The following is a 14,626-nucleotide window of genomic DNA, read 5'->3' as shown; positions in this document are numbered from 1 at the left end:
CAACGACACGTTAAGAAACTTTAGTCACAAACTGTGATAGTCGGAGAAATGTTTTTATGATTACTCGAAGGAAGTTCAGTCAATGCTGGGCTGCTGGACAGCAGGCGATTCTAGTAGGAACCTTGCTGCTTGGATTCTGTAAAAGCAGTTCGGCTCAAATCGTGCCAGATAATACGCTGGGAAGCGAGAGTTCTACGGTTGCGCCTGATGTCAATATTCAGGGAGTGATCAGCGATCTCATTGACGGTGGTGCAATTCGAGGTGCCAATTTATTTCACAGTTTTTCACAGTTCAATATCGAATCTGGACGCGGTGCTTACTTCGCAAATCCAACCGGAATTCAAAATATCCTTTCGCGGGTCACAGGGGCAAATCGATCTGAAATTTTAGGGCGATTAGGCGTGTTAGGCGATGCTAATTTATTTCTAATGAATCCCAACGGAATTATATTTGGTGCCAACGCGAGTCTAGATATCAAAGGATCGTTTCTTGCCACCACCGCGAATGCCGTGCGTTTGGGAGATACTGGATTATTTAGTGCGTCACAACCGACTACAAGTAATTTGCTCAGCGTTAGTCCTTCTGCGTTGTGGTTTAACGCCGTTGCAGCTTCGCCGATTGTGAATCGATCGCAATCACCTAGTTCTTTTGGTCAGCCAAATTCAAATGGTGGTTCTCCAGGACTCCAGGTGCGACCCGATCGAACTCTGGCGCTGGTAGGAGGAGATGTGCTGCTTGAGGGAGGACGACTAACCGCAACCGGAGGACGCACAGCAGTTGGAGGACGCATTGAACTGGGCAGTGTGGCAGGGGTGGGTCAAGTTAGTTTGACTCAGAGCGGGAACGGCTTTGTCCTGGGGTATGACTCGCTGAGTGGGTTTGGCAACATCTTGCTATCGAACGGGGCGGTTATAGATACCAGTGGAGCTGGGGGCGGTAACGTTCAGATTCGCGGCGGGCAGTTGCAGATGACACAAGGCTCAAATATTTGGTCTAACACTTTAGGGGCAGAAAATGGCGGCGAGGTACTGATCCGCGCAACTGAGGTAGAGATAAATGAGGGTTCGGTGCTAAGAGCGAATGTGGCTCCCACCGCAACGGGAACTGGAGGAAACTTAAGGATTGACACTCGGCGGTTGCTAGTGCGCGATGGGTCACAGGTATCAGTCAGTACTTTTGGTCAAGGTAAGGGCAGCAGCCTGCTGATTACGGCTTCTGAAGAAGTCGAGCTGGTGGGTACCGGAGCCAATCCTGGATTTGTCAGTGGCTTGTTCGCTCTGAGCTACAGAAGTGGAGATGCAGGAGATGTGAAGATTGACACGCGGCGGTTCCTGGTGCAAGGTGGAGCACAGATAGCAGCCGGCACTAGAGGCGAAGGTAAGGGCGGTAGCTTGCAGATTACCGCTGCTGATTCAGTCGAATTGATTGGAGAAGCAGGCGGTGGTGGGTTTTCCAGTGGCTTGTATGCTGCGAGTAGTGGGAGTGGAAATGCAGGGGATGTGAAGATTGACACGCGGCGGTTGCTAGTGCAAGGTGGAGCAGAGATATCAGCGACTACTTTCAGTGCAGGCAATGGCGGCAGCTTGCAGATTACGGCTTCTGAATCGGTTGAGGTGATTGGAGAATTAGCCAATGGTGAGTTTCCCAGTCGCTTGACAATCCAGAGTTACGGGAGTGGGGATGCAGGATCTGTTTTAAGGATTGACACGCGGCAGTTGCTGGTGCGCGATGGGGCACAAATCACTGCCGGTACTTTCGGTGCGGGTAAGGGCGGCAGCTTGCAGATTACCGCTGCTGAGTCGGTTGAGGTGACTGGTAAAGCAGCGGATGGTCAGTCTCCTAGCGGCTTGTTTACTGAAAGTGTAGGGAGTGGGAATGCAGGGAATTTGAGGATTGGCACGGGGCAATTGCTGGTGCGCGATGGGGCAGTCATATCTAGCCGCAGCAGGGAAGAAGGAACAGCAGGCAATATCGACATCACAGTTCGAGATGCTCTACGAGCTAATAATGGCACGATTCAAACAAACACGAATCGCTCTGCCGGAGGTGCCATTACCATCAACGCTGGTGCTATTCGCCTGTTTGGTAGTAGTGACATCATCAGTAGTGTTGCCTTTGGGGCAGACAACGGCGGCAACATTTACCTAGAGGCTGGCTCCATTCTCGCGTTCGGTGATAGTGATATCCTGGCATTTGCTCGTGATGGTCGAGGCGGTGACATTACTCTCAATACTCCAGCGTTCTTCGGTCAAGACTACCGTTCTACACCTCGTAACACTGATCCTGCTACCCTCGATAACAATAACCGAGTCGATATTAACGCCACGGGTACTGTTGCTTCAGGAGCCATTCTCCTCCCCGACACGAGCTTCATCCAAAACAGCCTCACCGAACTGCCGGAAAATCAGATTGACACGAATACCCTGCTTGCCAATAGCTGCATTGTCCGTCGCAATCAACCCATACAAGGCAGCTTCACGATCACAGGCACAGGCGGCTTACCGCAACGCCCTGGAGAGGCACAGGGATCTAGTTTTCCAACGGTTGAGATCGAAGCTCTGCCTGGGCGTGAGCTAACTTCCCATCGGGTTTGGCAAAAAGGGGACGCGATCGTCGAACCGCAGGGTGTCTATCGACTGCCGAATGGCAAACTCGTGTTAAGCCGAAACTGTCTTTAGGTTTGATTGCACGGATTCTGTAGCGAGTTGGGGAGGTGATTCTATGGTCATCAAAAGCGGGTTTAGTCCATGCTGGCAGTGGAAAATTGGAAGATGGATTGCATTTGCTGGGACACTACTTGTTGGAGTCAGTCAAAGGAGTGTGGCGCAAATCGTGCCAGATAACACGCTGGGTCGTGAGCAGTCTGTAGTCGCTCCCGATGCCACGGTACAAGGCGATCGCATCGAGGGCGGTGCGATTCGAGGTGCTAACTTATTCCACAGTTTTTCACAATTCAATATTGGAGCGGGACGCGGCGCTTACTTTGCGAATCCAGCCGGAATTCAAAATATTCTCTCGCGTGTGACGGGGGCAAATCGGTCTGAGATTTTGGGACGGTTGGGCGTGTTGGGCGATGCAAATTTGTTTTTGATCAATCCCAACGGCATTGTTTTTGGACCTGCTGCCAGCTTGGATGTGAAGGGATCGTTTTTTGCAACCACAGCCAATGCGGTTCGTTTGGGGGATACAGGACTCTTTAACGCCAGCCAACCCGCGACGAGTAATTTGCTTAGCGTTAGCCCTTCTGCTTTTTGGTTTAATGCGATCGCGGCTTCACCGATCGTGAATCGATCGCGATCTCAAAGCTCATTTAATCAACCAAACTCACTCGATCAGGCTCCCGGTCTCCAGGTACGACCGAATCGCACCCTAGCGCTGATTGGGGGAGATGTTCAACTAGACGGAGGACGACTAACCACTGCTGGAGGGCAAATTGAGCTTGGGAGTGTGGCTGGTGCAGGAAGTATGAGCTTAACACAAAGCAATTCTCGCTTTGTGCTTGGGTATGATACGATACAAAATTTTGGTACGATCGCGCTCTCCAACGAAGCATTCATCGATGCTAGCGGCGAAGGCAGTGGGGATATTCAAATTCGAGGAGCGCGGTTAGAGATGACACAAGGCTCCAAGATTCGATCCGACACATTGGGCGCACAGAATGGTGGGGAGATGCGGATACGCACATCAGAAACAACCCTGAGAGGGGGAGCGTTTCTGGCATCTGAGGTGGATTTTTTCGGAACGGGAACCGGAGGAACCATCACGATCGACACCGATCGCTTGCTGATGAGCGGCGGCGGACAGATATCAACTCTTACTTACGCGATTGCTCGCGGTACAGGAAAAGGAGGTAACTTACAGATCAATGCTTCTGAGTTGATCGAAGTGGGCGAATCTTCTGTCACTGATCCGAATGCCCTCTTATTATCTGCGACTGCATTTGCCGCAGATGCGGGAGATATCAGGATCAATACAAAGCGTTTGGTTGTGCGTGATGGATCACTGATCACTACAAGTGCTAACGGTGAGGGCAAGGGTGGCAACTTGCAGATTAACGCTTCTGAATCCGTCGAGGTTGTTGGAGAGTCAACGTCTAACTTTAGTCGCTTGTCTACTGAGGGTTTGATCGGAGACGCAGGAGATTTGAGGATTAATACGGGGCGCTTGGTTGTGCGTGATGGGGCAAGAGTATCCACCAGTACTTTATTCACAGGCAAGGGTGGCAACTTGCAAATTAACGCTTCTGAGTCCGTCGAAGTGAGCGGTCGATCAGCCTTTTATGGAGATGGCAGCATCTTGGAGGCTAGAAGTGATGGAACGATAAGTGATGGAGGTAGCGGGGATGCCGGAACCTTAAAGGTTGACACGGGGCGCTTAGTCGTGCGAAACGGAGCAGTGATTTCTAGTTCTAGCTCTGGCAATGGAAGGGCTGGTAATGTCGATATTACAGCCCGCATTGGGCTACAAGCCGTTAATGGCACGATCGAGACGCGCTCTAGTCGTTCTGCTGGCGGGGCGATTACCGTCAATGCTGGAACGATTCGACTGTTTGGCAACTCTGATATTCGCTCTGATGTCGCCTCTGGTGCCGATAACGGCGGAGATATCACGCTCACTGCAAACTCGATCGTTGCATTCGATGACAGCGACATTTTCGCCTTCGCTCGCAGTGGCAGAGGTGGAAATATTACGCTCAATACGCCCGCCTTTTTTGGTGAGAATTATCGTCCTGCTCCTGCTGGGACAAATCTCAATACTCTCGATAACAATCATCAAGTTGATGTCAATGCCACAGGTGCTGTGAGTGGAATCATTACTATCCCTGATGTCAGCTTCATCCAAAACAGCCTGACTGAACTTCCTGACACTCAAATCAATACAGACACCCTCTTAGCAACTAGCTGCATTGTCCGTCGGAATCAAGTGACTCAAGGGAGCTTCACCATCACCGGAAGCGGGGGCTTGCCACAGCGTCCTGGGGAGGCTCAAGCGTCGAGCTTTCCGATCGTCGATGTCGAAACGCTACCGAGGGATGGCAAACCCACCCGTTCCAGTCGTCCCTGGCGAAAAGGCGATCCGATTGTCGAATCTCAAGGCGTTTACCGGCTTCCAAGCGGGAAGCTGGTCTTGAGCCGAAACTGTCCCTAGATTCAATAGATTCAATACCGCAAATATGTCTTCAATGCTCAAGTGGGTTTCCATTTCTGGTTCTTGCGTCGCGACTTCTGCTTGCCTTGCCCTGAATGCAATGGCTCAATCTACACCTCCACCCGGTGTGACCATTCCCCCAACCGCACCGGATAGGATTGAGCAAACCATTCCCCGACCTTCAGAATCGCCACGTCCTCTCCCTCCTGAAGCACTCCCCCCCAAACCCGACCTACAAATTCCCGCGCCGCAACAACCGCCCCAAGCGCCTCCTCGATCGAGCGATCGCTTCAGAATCAAAACAATCGAGGTGCGAGGAACGACGGTTCTGCAAACCGAAATTGCGGCTCTCGTTCGGCAGTACCAAAACCGCGAAGTCACGTTTGAAGACTTACTAGAACTGCGATCGCAACTTGTCCAACTCTATATCAACAATGGTTACGTCAGTTCTGGCGCGTTCATTCCGAACAATCAAGATCTCAGTAACGGCATTGTTCAAATTCAAGTTGTCGAAGGCGAACTTGAAGGCATCGAGATCGGCGGACTGCGGCGATTACGACAAGGATACGTGCGATCGCGGCTCCAACGCGCTACTACAACACCCTTAAACCAACGTCGCTTAGAAGAAGCTTTACAACTCCTGCAACTCGATCCGCTCATTGAACAAGTGAATGCCGAGTTAGTCGCAGGCAGTACGCCAGGACGCAATATCTTACGAGTCAATCTGAGAGAAGCACCTGCATTTCGGGGTGCGATCGCGATCGAAAACAATCAATCCCCCAGTCTCGGTTCAATTCAAGGCAGCGTAGAACTGAGTCAAAATAATCTACTGGGATTCGGCGATCGTCTCAGCGCCCGCTATGGACGTACCGAAGGACTGAACCTCTACGATATCAACTATTCAATTCCGTTCAATGCGAGTAATGGAACACTCAACTTTAGCTACAACAATGGCAACAGCCGCATCATTGAAGACGAGTTTCGAGATCTTGGCATTAGAAGCAACACACAAACCTACTCGCTCAGCTTGCGTCAACCGCTATCCAGAACACCAACGAGTGAGTTTGCATTAAGCTTAGGGGTCGATTTGCGGCGCAGTCAAACCTACATTCTGGAAGACCGTCCTTTTTCATTTACCGAAGGACCGGAAAACGGCGAATCAAACGTGACGGTGATTCGGTTTGTGCAAGATTGGGTCGATCGTGGCAATCGAAGTGTATTAGCGGCGCGATCGCAATTCAGTTTTGGCATTAATGCCTTTGATGCAACCATCAATGATTCTGGAACCGATGGGCAATTTTTTGCATGGTTAGGGCAATTCCAGTGGGTGCAGCAGTTGTCTCCAAGAAATCTGCTCGTCACGCGAATCGATGCCCAACTGACCCCCGATTCTTTGCTATCACTAGAACGGTTTAGTCTCGGTGGTGTTGATACCATTCGGGGCTACCGACAGAACCAACTGGTGGCGGATAATGGCGTTCTCGGTTCCGTTGAAGCTAGGATTCCGCTCACCGCCGATCCCAGTGTGTTGCAATTAGTGCCGTTTGTGGAAGTGGGAACCGTTTGGAATAATCGAGAAACTGATCCTGATCCGGCAACGCTTGCAAGTCTGGGACTGGGGTTGCGTTGGTTAATCACGCCTGATTTGTCGTTGCGCTTAGATTATGGAATTCCTCTGATTTCGGTTCGAGATCGCGGCAACTCCTTGCAAGATAATGGCTTCTACTTCTCCATTCGGTATCAGCCGTTTTAACGTGAGATGTCATGTTGAAAAGGTGGTTCTATTGCAAAAACATTTTTGCAATAGAACCACATCGAAGTTTGCACCATCAATTTGCGATTAGACTAGTGCTGCTCCTGATTCAAAATTGATAGAGGTTTGCGCTGAGAATGTAAATTGAGTCGGGTCAGTCAGACTGAGATCACCAGGTGAAACCCCTGCTACAATCCCGATCAGTTCTGGGGTTGCACTATCGTTGAGAAAAACGCCAGTTCCAGACGGTACACCCTGCGGAGCACTACCCAGAGAATAACGACTTGCTTCACCGATCAGTTGAATAACATCATTACTCTGGAAATCTGCGATCACACCATAGTCGCCGATGCCAGCACTGGAAGGGTCTCCGTCATCATATAAAACAGCTTGCGTCTCCCCTGCAATGCTTCCAGCTAAGGCAAAGGTATCTCTACCTGAACCCCCTGTTAGAAAGTCGATCTCTCCTCGTCCTAATCCTTGAGGGGAATTGGGTGTCACTCCAAACAAAAGATCATCACCAGCATCACCAAATACTCGATCGTTGCCAGCACTACCAATGACAACATCAGTTTTCGTCATTTCCGTAAACTATTAACCCGGCAATGATTGAGAGGGCATTAGGCTAGGCAGCATAAGCAATATCAGGATGCTGAAAGTAGCTTCTGACTCTTGCAGGTAACTTTTGCAGCTTATGGAGATGACTCCGTAACCGCTGATGGAGTTGTGCAGAACTGCGACTCGGAGCCTTCGAGTGAACACCCTGCTTCACATCGCCATTGAGATACTCGACCGGATTTAACTGCGGAGAGTACGATGGCAAAAACACCAACTCAATCTTGGATTGATGCTGAGATAACCACTGTTGAACCGCTTGGGCATGATGCACTGGATGATTATCCACAATCCAATACAACTTGCGCGTTGTGCTTTGATCAGACGCTCTAGAAATATGATGAACACCAAAGCATCAAGTTTCCCGGCATACAACATGAACCGCACTAAGCCCTGATTGCTCACACTGGCAATGAAATTGATTCGGTGTCGCTTCTTCTGACTCAAATTGGTTTCGGGAGTCTGTCCTTTCGGAGCATAGCCTCGTCCCACTGCCGCATCACTTCGCAAGCCCGATTCATCGCCCCAAGCGATCTCTGCTCCTTCCGATTCGGCACGCGCAACAACCGCTGGATAGGTAACATCGAGCCACTACTGCACGGCTTTTGGGTCTTGTTCATACGCTCGTTTCAACGGTTTTTGCGGTGTGTATCCCCAGCGTTTGAGATACTCGCCCACCGTCCGAATCGGCATCACAATCCCAAATTCTTGCTCCATCAGGCTCTGTACCGCTCGCCGCGTCCACAAGGCGCTATCAATCCCTAACTCCTCTGGAAAATGCTCTAGCATCTTTGCTTGCACTTGGGTTTCTTGCTCCTGGTCTAGCGTCCGCCCCTCGCCATACTTCGCCCCCCGGTGCTGTTGTTCGAGTCCCGCTTCACCATGGGTCTGATAGTCTCTCCACCAGTCGGTAATGGTGTTGCGATGGACACCCAAAAAAGCAGCAATGTCGATGATCCGTTTACCTTGTTGCCGCAGTCGAATCGCTTGTTGTATCAGATAGTTTTGCGTGGTTGGATTCAGCAGTCGAGCATCCGGTTTCTTCATGTCTCGATTCTAGCAATTTTCTCCTATTTTCTGCATTCTCTTCTATTGCCAGGTTAATAGCAAATCTAAAGCCTCTTCCAAACTTGCACTCGCTGCTTGTGCTGAAGTCGTGATCGAAGGATTCGTGACTGTGATTGACAGTCGGTTGCCCAAGGTTGCTACTCCTACAAGTCGTTCAGGTTCCATCCCATTCAGCACGGCTGGACCATAGATTGCTTCAAGTCGGAGTGAGCCAAATTGCTGTTCAAAGGGTAATCGCCCTAAATTCGTTACTACCAGGTCAAAAGCAGGCGGTTTTTGGGTTGCCGTACAGACCGTTTCGGCAGCGGGCAACGATGCAAGCTGTCCTCGAACCTGGTGAATGATTTCAAACACTTGGGGTGCTGTCCTCGTCGGTTCAAGTTGTGCTTTGAGCGATCGCGCTATTTCCCACAGCGATGAGTTTTGTTTGAGGTCGTGCTGAGTGATGCCATAGGAGATGTAGAGTCCTACCGTTTCAGGGATCGGTGTCAATCTCCGATCGATGTGCGATCGGAGATTGACACTTAAACAACCCTTCCTGTTGCCGCGCCATTGCGAGTAGAAATGCTGCACTGATTGCACCATGAACCGTTGTGTTCTCTTGACGAGCGCGATCACACACTTGCTGGGTCAACTCGGCAGAAAGCAGAACGGATCTAACATGAGGACGGGAACGACTCGTTACCTTGGTGGAATACTCACGAGGCAAGGTGGCTTGAGGGTCTGTAACCACTTCTTGAAGTGCAATGAATGAGTCGATGGGCTGCGCTTCTAATAAGGTTCTCGTGTCAGAACTCTTGGACGTTAAACCATGCATAATGTCTCGAATGAGATATGCAATCGATATGCCATCTGCGATCGCATGATGACACCTCACGATCAATTCAGATACAGTTTTGGATTGCAACAATACGACTCGAATTAGTGGCGCAGTTTGCCAATCAAAGGAGCAAGTCAACTCGATTTCAACTTCTCGCTGCCAGTCTTGCTCATCCCCTCTCAGCACCAGTCGGACAGGAATCGGAGCAATATGCTCAACGAATTTAGGATGTCCGGTTTCTGCAACTGCAATTGCCACTCGGAGTAAAGGATGTTGTCGTTGCGCCTGAAAGAGCGACTGCATCAGTCGCTCCAATCTGAAATTGCCGCTAATCCTAGCAGTGAGGCAGAAATGGTTCGGCACCACTTGGTCATGTAACCAAAAGTAATGTTCCTCTGTACCCAGAAAACGTTCCATTCAATAGCTCCCGAAGAAGTGCTGAACTTTCACAGATTAAAGGGTTAGCTCAAGCAATCACACATAGCTTGAACTAGAGAAGGGTAGACACCCCAATATCTACCCTCGTGTCAATCCTAGTCGTGAACGCCTACCTAACGGCACTTCCAAGCGACGCGATTCTAAACGCCTAGGAGATCTCGACGGTTCGAGTCACCGAGTAAGTATTGCCTCGATAAATCAATTGTCGGGTGATAGTTTGAACGGGCTGAGCCGAAGTCTCGGACTTAGGCGTAGCTTGATAGGTCGCACCTCGGTAATGGAGGATGTACGGAGTAGGTTTGCAAGGTGAAGCATTAGCAGCTTCGAGCGCGTTGGGATCGTAACTTGTGCCGCGATACTTGAGTTGCATAAAATACCTCTTAAGAAATTGCTAGTGTTGCCAATTTACGACTTGCTTCGCGATGTTCTAAAGGATTGCTTGTCCTGCACTGCTTAGTTATGAACTTTGTGTAACATTTGAGTTGCACTGTTGGTAATTCCAGCAATCGCGCGATGAGACTGCCTCTAGATCAAGAAATTGATCCCAATTCCAAAGCAAACTCCACTCGTCCAGCAAACATCGCTCATGCTGTTCAAATCTCATTGCTGATTCTCCTTGTTATCTACTGCATCATGGCTCTAGAAAGTCTATGCCATGCGTGAAGTTTTCATCTCTGTAGAGTTAGTGGGTCTGTCAATCCGTCTTTTATGCAGAACTGCGGTATCAATCTTAAAAAATGCGCAGGAATCCCTGAATAAAGCACTAATTCTGATTACTAGAAGATGTCAAGCATCTGGGGTAGTAGCAAGACCCGTGTATAAAAAAAGTTTGTAGCTTAACTGAAAATCCATCTGTAAACTCCTAAACAATCAACAAATAGAAAGAGAGGAGCCAAGTAAAAAATCATGCTTTGGTCTTTTCTTAAGATGCTAGACAGAAGCATTTGACTAGAACTACAAGCAAGAAAGATAAACTCTGATTCAGCGCCTATTAAAGCTCTACGTCAAAAACTCAATCGAGTGTAGCAGGGTTATAGCTGTAGAGCCATGCTTCAAAATCGTCCTGACTCATCTCGGATGTCCCCATCAGTTCTGCAAACGTGCGTTCACTCGCAGCTTGATAAGATTTACGCCCTTGGCTGGCGCTACGATCGTAAATCGCAGTTGTTCGAGGAATGCGACTAGCTTCATAGGTCTGTAGCGCCGCTTCAATATTGGGTGCAACGGACAAACACTGAGCCAGTTCATAAGCATCCTCAAACGCCGTATTCGCTCCTTGTCCGAGCGAGGGAACGACCGGATGAGCCGCATCGCCCATCAGTGTCACTCTCCCTTTGCTCCAACGCTCTACAGGCGATCGATCGCAGATGGGGCGCTCCACAATGCTCTCATCCGGTGTCGCTTTGATGATCGCTTCTACAGGCTCTCCCCACCCTGCGAATAGCTCTAAAACCCGCGCCTTGACATCGCTTGCCCGGTCACAAACAGAATCGTCTTCCTGTAGCACCCCTGCACTCCAAAAGGTGTACCCTTGACCCACATCCGTCAGCACAATAATTTTGCCATCAGCCGTCATTATCGTTCCTGTGTCCGGAGGTAATTGCTCGTGAGCATATTGAATCACGGCACGCCAAGACATTCGCCCGGCATAAGTCGGCGCTCCGTCTCCGATTAATCCCTGCCTAACCACGGAATTTACGCCGTCTGCCCCAATCAGCAAGTCTGCCTGGACTGTTTCTCCGTCTGCAAAAAAGACTTCAATGCTGTTATTCTGCTGCTGAAAGCCGACACAGCGATGCTGGAGATGAATGATGTCGGGTGGTAGTGCGTTGGCGAGGATGGCTTGTAGCTTTGACCACTGAATATTTAACAAGGGTTGCCCATATTGCTGTAGGGTCGTCACTGGTTTTGACGCGATCGTTTCTCCGGTGCTCTGTCTTATCATCAGCATCTGCGCTAGGCTCCCCGCTTTAATCAATGACTCAACAATCCCTGGTTGAACTGCATTGAGGCTGTTTAGTCCGTTTGGGGTCAAGGTCAACCCTGCACCAATTGCTCGCAGGGCTTGTGCTTGCTCGTAGACTTGCACGTTAAATCGCTGCTTGAGCAGCGCATTTGCTGTTGCCAAACCGCCAATCCCAGCGCCAACGATCACAATGTTCATGAGATGATTTCTCTCAGTATGGGGATCAAAACTGCTTAACTTTTGTCTGAAATACCATAGAAACTGAGCTTAAAGGCGTTCAAGTTTGCTACTTAAGGCTAATGATACTGATATTGGGATCGAAGGAAGCGGTTGCATTGAAAACGGCATCAAATGCAGCGAGATCGTTTGACATCGTCGCTCATAAAAACAACCCACTAGATCGAGCGATCCCACTTGTCGCTGTTGCTTGGTCTGAAATGGGTCGGACTGCCTCACGTGTTAGGTTATCTTTGTTAGTTTTGCACCAAGGCTCTAGTCTCAAACGTATCAAGAAAGTGGCAAAAAGAGTTCGGAACTTGTTCGGACGAAGTATGTGAAGTTGTTCGTGTCTGCTAAAATTTCCTTGAATCAACCAGGAAAACAATATGAGCAAGAAACAAATCAATCCAGAAGAACTGTACGATGGTGCTGCATCTGGCACGTCTCAGGCTACTGTCGAGACAGAATTGGGGCTAGTTTTCGTACCGGGTCAGGTCGATTGGAATCATCAATATGAAACCATAGAGGACTCGATCGAAGGACAAGTGAGAAAGGCGCTTGACAATCCTAAAATTGCCCTGACCGCCGCTGGTTTATCAGTCGAACAGCTATTGCAAGTTCGCGTGTACGTCCGAGGTGAAATTGGAGAACATATAGAACCCATTTGACATCCTTTTAAGTTGCTAATCGCTTGACCATCAAGCGGATAAAGCAGAGGTTGAGCTTTGCTCTAGCGTGGTCTAGCGTCCATTCAAAGTTCTTGACTAGGTTCTTGCAGCGATCTACCCAACTATTGGATCGCTCAATCACCCACCGCACTGCAATCGGCACAAACCCCGATTTTCCTTGAGCTGCTTTGTCGGACTTTGAGAGTTTCGCTGCCACCTCAAACTGAATCTTGGTCATAATCTCTGGATAGACTTGCTCTAGGGCTGCTTGAATCGTCTCTGGATGATAGCCGTGGTCGAGCATGATCGTGGTTTTTGCTAGGTCTGAAGGTTTCTGCCGGAAGTAGTCGATGTTATTGCTCAGCATCTCGATTAACCCCTGGTCATCCGAAACATTCGCACGAGTACAATGCGTAAAAAATGGAAAGCCTAGACTGTCGACTGCGAGATGTCATTTGATGCCATTCGTCGCTTTGTAGAAATAGGAGCCGTTCGAGGCATGGCTAGCGTTACAGGTATTCTTCACTACTTGGGAGTCGATGATCATCAGGGTTGTCCATCTGCTTTTTTTTCGCGTGTACCCGCACTTCACCCTGTAGCGCCTCCATCAGTTGGTCGAACACGCCTGCATCTCGTCGCCATTGCTTGTAATGCCAGTAGACGGTCGAGTAGGGCGGAAACTCGCTCGGTAAATCCTGCCAGTGACAGCCATTTTTCAGTTGATAGAGCATGGCATCGAGCAGTTCTCGATGACTCCAGTTCTGAGGTCGTGTCTGTTTCTTTTTCGGCAAAATTTCACGCAAGTAGGGTTCAAGAACTTCCCATTCGGCATCGCTGAGACTGCTGGAGTAAGGCATCATCAATCCTTCAAATCACCACCCTTACGCTAGTTCAACTCTCAAAAAGATGTCAAATGGGTTCTATAGTTAGTGTGTCTGTCAAACCGTCTTTTATGCAGAATTGCTGCATCAATTTCAAAAAAATTGGCAGCAACAGATTCCGACACGACTCTTCTTGGCTAAAGCGATAGAATATTTGACCAGCCAACGACGAAGAGAAAAATCAGATTGACCGCCCAAAACAATAGCAGCAGCCAGAGTAAACCGCGAACAATGGGATGAGTACTTTGCCCAACCCTGGCAGAACCGTTGCTCTTTTGAGCATTCATTCCTAGCACTTGGCGACCTTGCCAGAGCTGCCAGAGCCGAAACACTGTATAAATCGTTCCGATAATCACAAGCAGACTGCGAGAAAAAATTTCACTACAAATCTGCTCGGTTAAAATCTGCACCACCAGGACTAAAAGGTAAAATCCAAAAACGGTTCGTCTTTCTGGGGAACGCCACCCAGTAGCAAAAGCAACGCTGGGGAGGAGAAGTCCAACTGCGATCGCAATCTGAATCCAAACCTTTACAAAGTTCCGCACTGTCTCACCGTAGTTAGGTTGTGAGTGAATGGGCAGGAGACTGGCTCCAATCAGCCAGCCGCTAACCAGTATCAAGCATGTTGCACCAGCGATAAACAAAAGGACGGTTTTCCAAGTCATAAGAATTAGAGTGTATTCAACTATGTCTACCCTAAGGTAGCGAACTTGACCCAAATGGGGATGTTACTCATCAAACTTCAATGTAGTAGTTCGTTCGGAAGTCGCCACTCAAAAAGTATTGCGATGAACGGAGATAAGGGTAGTGTTTTAGACGTGCGAATTAGGCAGAAGAACGATTTGTTTTTCTAAGAGCGAGGAGATGCACGATGCGGTGATTGGATTGTTCATCAACCGATATGAATTTGGACGAGAGATATAGATAACCGCACATCCACACGTCTAAAACACGACGGCAAAATTAAGTTTCACTCAGCAATTCTTGCATAAATCGATCATGACAACACCCACTGTAGATAGGAAGCCTCGTTAATTTGGCAATTAGACA

General features: G+C 49.2%; 14 protein-coding genes and 2 pseudogenes. 6 read left to right on the top strand and 10 right to left on the bottom strand.

Annotated features, from left to right (window positions below; all coding sequences use genetic code 11):
• Window positions 1-56: 56 nt before the first annotated feature.
• The 3 genes from NIES2104_RS03470 to NIES2104_RS03460 are packed head-to-tail and all read left to right on the top strand — an operon-like array spanning window position 57 to window position 6,901.
• Window positions 57-2,678: a filamentous hemagglutinin N-terminal domain-containing protein gene (locus NIES2104_RS03470; RefSeq protein WP_058995770.1), complete on the top strand. Its 2,622-nt coding sequence runs from the start codon at window positions 57-59 to the stop codon at window positions 2,676-2,678.
• Between the two features lie 43 nt (window positions 2,679-2,721).
• Window positions 2,722-5,148, top strand: coding sequence for a filamentous hemagglutinin N-terminal domain-containing protein (locus NIES2104_RS03465; RefSeq protein ID WP_058995767.1), 2,427 nt, complete (start codon window positions 2,722-2,724; stop codon window positions 5,146-5,148).
• A gap of 34 nt (window positions 5,149-5,182) precedes the next feature.
• Window positions 5,183-6,901 carry a ShlB/FhaC/HecB family hemolysin secretion/activation protein gene (locus NIES2104_RS03460; RefSeq protein WP_225895200.1) on the top strand — a complete coding sequence of 573 codons (1,719 nt, stop codon included), beginning with the start codon at window positions 5,183-5,185 and terminating at the stop codon, window positions 6,899-6,901.
• An 87-nt stretch (window positions 6,902-6,988) separates the two neighbouring features.
• Here NIES2104_RS03460 and NIES2104_RS03455 read toward each other — a convergent pair whose 3' ends face one another.
• The 6 genes and pseudogenes from NIES2104_RS03455 to NIES2104_RS03435 form a co-directional block, all read right to left on the bottom strand.
• Window positions 6,989-7,483, bottom strand: a complete 495-nt coding sequence (locus NIES2104_RS03455; RefSeq protein ID WP_058995764.1) for a hypothetical protein — start codon at window positions 7,481-7,483, stop codon at window positions 6,989-6,991.
• Window positions 7,484-7,526: 43 nt separating this feature from the next.
• A pseudogene (locus NIES2104_RS32880) lies at window positions 7,527-8,008 on the bottom strand (transposase).
• A gap of 99 nt (window positions 8,009-8,107) precedes the next feature.
• The gene (locus NIES2104_RS32875) at window positions 8,108-8,563 is read right to left on the bottom strand and encodes a winged helix-turn-helix domain-containing protein (protein ID WP_072218018.1); all 456 of its coding nucleotides are present in this window, start codon (window positions 8,561-8,563) and stop codon (window positions 8,108-8,110) included.
• A 42-nt stretch (window positions 8,564-8,605) separates the two neighbouring features.
• Window positions 8,606-9,076: a hypothetical protein gene (locus NIES2104_RS03445; RefSeq protein ID WP_058995762.1), complete on the bottom strand. Its 471-nt coding sequence runs from the start codon at window positions 9,074-9,076 to the stop codon at window positions 8,606-8,608.
• Window positions 9,060-9,821: a condensation domain-containing protein gene (locus NIES2104_RS03440; protein WP_072218017.1), complete on the bottom strand. Its 762-nt coding sequence runs from the start codon at window positions 9,819-9,821 to the stop codon at window positions 9,060-9,062. The genes NIES2104_RS03445 and NIES2104_RS03440 overlap by 17 nt, the downstream gene beginning before the upstream one ends.
• 169 nt (window positions 9,822-9,990) lie before the next feature.
• Complete coding sequence (locus tag NIES2104_RS03435) at window positions 9,991-10,212, bottom strand: DUF4278 domain-containing protein (RefSeq protein ID WP_058995758.1); 222 nt, start codon at window positions 10,210-10,212, stop codon at window positions 9,991-9,993.
• 143 nt (window positions 10,213-10,355) lie between these two features.
• On the opposite strand from NIES2104_RS03435, the gene NIES2104_RS32185 reads away from it, so the two are divergent.
• Window positions 10,356-10,505 carry a hypothetical protein gene (locus tag NIES2104_RS32185; protein ID WP_192843553.1) on the top strand — a complete coding sequence of 50 codons (150 nt, stop codon included), beginning with the start codon at window positions 10,356-10,358 and terminating at the stop codon, window positions 10,503-10,505.
• Between the two features lie 349 nt (window positions 10,506-10,854).
• On the opposite strand, the gene NIES2104_RS03430 is transcribed toward NIES2104_RS32185, so the two are convergent.
• Window positions 10,855-12,006: an FAD-dependent monooxygenase gene (locus tag NIES2104_RS03430; RefSeq protein ID WP_058995756.1), complete on the bottom strand. Its 1,152-nt coding sequence runs from the start codon at window positions 12,004-12,006 to the stop codon at window positions 10,855-10,857.
• A gap of 407 nt (window positions 12,007-12,413) precedes the next feature.
• Between NIES2104_RS03430 and NIES2104_RS03425 the strand changes: the two genes are divergently transcribed.
• Window positions 12,414-12,695, top strand: a complete 282-nt coding sequence (locus NIES2104_RS03425; protein ID WP_072218016.1) for a RidA family protein — start codon at window positions 12,414-12,416, stop codon at window positions 12,693-12,695.
• A gap of 7 nt (window positions 12,696-12,702) precedes the next feature.
• Here the strand turns inward: NIES2104_RS03425 and NIES2104_RS03420 are convergent, their stop codons facing one another.
• From NIES2104_RS03420 to NIES2104_RS03410, 3 genes are all read right to left on the bottom strand, one after another.
• A complete protein-coding gene (locus NIES2104_RS03420; RefSeq protein WP_263970901.1) occupies window positions 12,703-13,062 on the bottom strand; it encodes a transposase in 360 nt (119 codons plus the stop codon).
• Window positions 13,063-13,204: 142 nt separating this feature from the next.
• On the bottom strand, window positions 13,205-13,552 hold the full coding sequence (locus tag NIES2104_RS03415; protein WP_058995754.1) for a transposase: 348 nt from the start codon (window positions 13,550-13,552) through the stop codon (window positions 13,205-13,207).
• Between the two features lie 161 nt (window positions 13,553-13,713).
• Window positions 13,714-14,241 carry a hypothetical protein gene (locus NIES2104_RS03410; RefSeq protein ID WP_058995752.1) on the bottom strand — a complete coding sequence of 176 codons (528 nt, stop codon included), beginning with the start codon at window positions 14,239-14,241 and terminating at the stop codon, window positions 13,714-13,716.
• A gap of 160 nt (window positions 14,242-14,401) precedes the next feature.
• On the opposite strand from NIES2104_RS03410, the pseudogene NIES2104_RS30670 reads away from it, so the two are divergent.
• A pseudogene (locus NIES2104_RS30670) lies at window positions 14,402-14,500 on the top strand (IS1 family transposase); the annotation flags it as partial.
• Between the last annotated feature and the right edge of the window lie 126 nt (window positions 14,501-14,626).

The sequence above is a fragment of the Leptolyngbya sp. NIES-2104 genome (genome assembly GCF_001485215.1).
GTDB lineage: Bacteria > Cyanobacteriota > Cyanobacteriia > Leptolyngbyales > Leptolyngbyaceae > Leptolyngbya.
This window is presented reverse-complemented; position numbering and strand designations above follow the sequence as displayed.

What these genes read in the sequence shown, in the direction of transcription:
- NIES2104_RS03470 (WP_058995770.1), top strand. Translation starts at nt 57, where the DNA reads ATGATTACTCGAAGGAAGTTCAGTCAATGCTGGGCTGCTGGACAGCAG.
- NIES2104_RS03465 (WP_058995767.1), top strand. Translation starts at nt 2,722, where the DNA reads ATGGTCATCAAAAGCGGGTTTAGTCCATGCTGGCAGTGGAAAATTGGA.
- NIES2104_RS03460 (WP_225895200.1), top strand. Translation starts at nt 5,183, where the DNA reads ATGCTCAAGTGGGTTTCCATTTCTGGTTCTTGCGTCGCGACTTCTGCT.
- NIES2104_RS03455 (WP_058995764.1), bottom strand. Translation starts at nt 7,483, where the DNA reads ATGACGAAAACTGATGTTGTCATTGGTAGTGCTGGCAACGATCGAGTA.
- NIES2104_RS32875 (WP_072218018.1), bottom strand. Translation starts at nt 8,563, where the DNA reads ATGAAGAAACCGGATGCTCGACTGCTGAATCCAACCACGCAAAACTAT.
- NIES2104_RS03440 (WP_072218017.1), bottom strand. Translation starts at nt 9,821, where the DNA reads ATGGAACGTTTTCTGGGTACAGAGGAACATTACTTTTGGTTACATGAC.
- NIES2104_RS03435 (WP_058995758.1), bottom strand. Translation starts at nt 10,212, where the DNA reads ATGCAACTCAAGTATCGCGGCACAAGTTACGATCCCAACGCGCTCGAA.
- NIES2104_RS32185 (WP_192843553.1), top strand. Translation starts at nt 10,356, where the DNA reads ATGAGACTGCCTCTAGATCAAGAAATTGATCCCAATTCCAAAGCAAAC.
- NIES2104_RS03430 (WP_058995756.1), bottom strand. Translation starts at nt 12,006, where the DNA reads ATGAACATTGTGATCGTTGGCGCTGGGATTGGCGGTTTGGCAACAGCA.
- NIES2104_RS03425 (WP_072218016.1), top strand. Translation starts at nt 12,414, where the DNA reads ATGAGCAAGAAACAAATCAATCCAGAAGAACTGTACGATGGTGCTGCA.
- NIES2104_RS03420 (WP_263970901.1), bottom strand. Translation starts at nt 13,062, where the DNA reads ATGCTGAGCAATAACATCGACTACTTCCGGCAGAAACCTTCAGACCTA.
- NIES2104_RS03415 (WP_058995754.1), bottom strand. Translation starts at nt 13,552, where the DNA reads ATGCCTTACTCCAGCAGTCTCAGCGATGCCGAATGGGAAGTTCTTGAA.
- NIES2104_RS03410 (WP_058995752.1), bottom strand. Translation starts at nt 14,241, where the DNA reads ATGACTTGGAAAACCGTCCTTTTGTTTATCGCTGGTGCAACATGCTTG.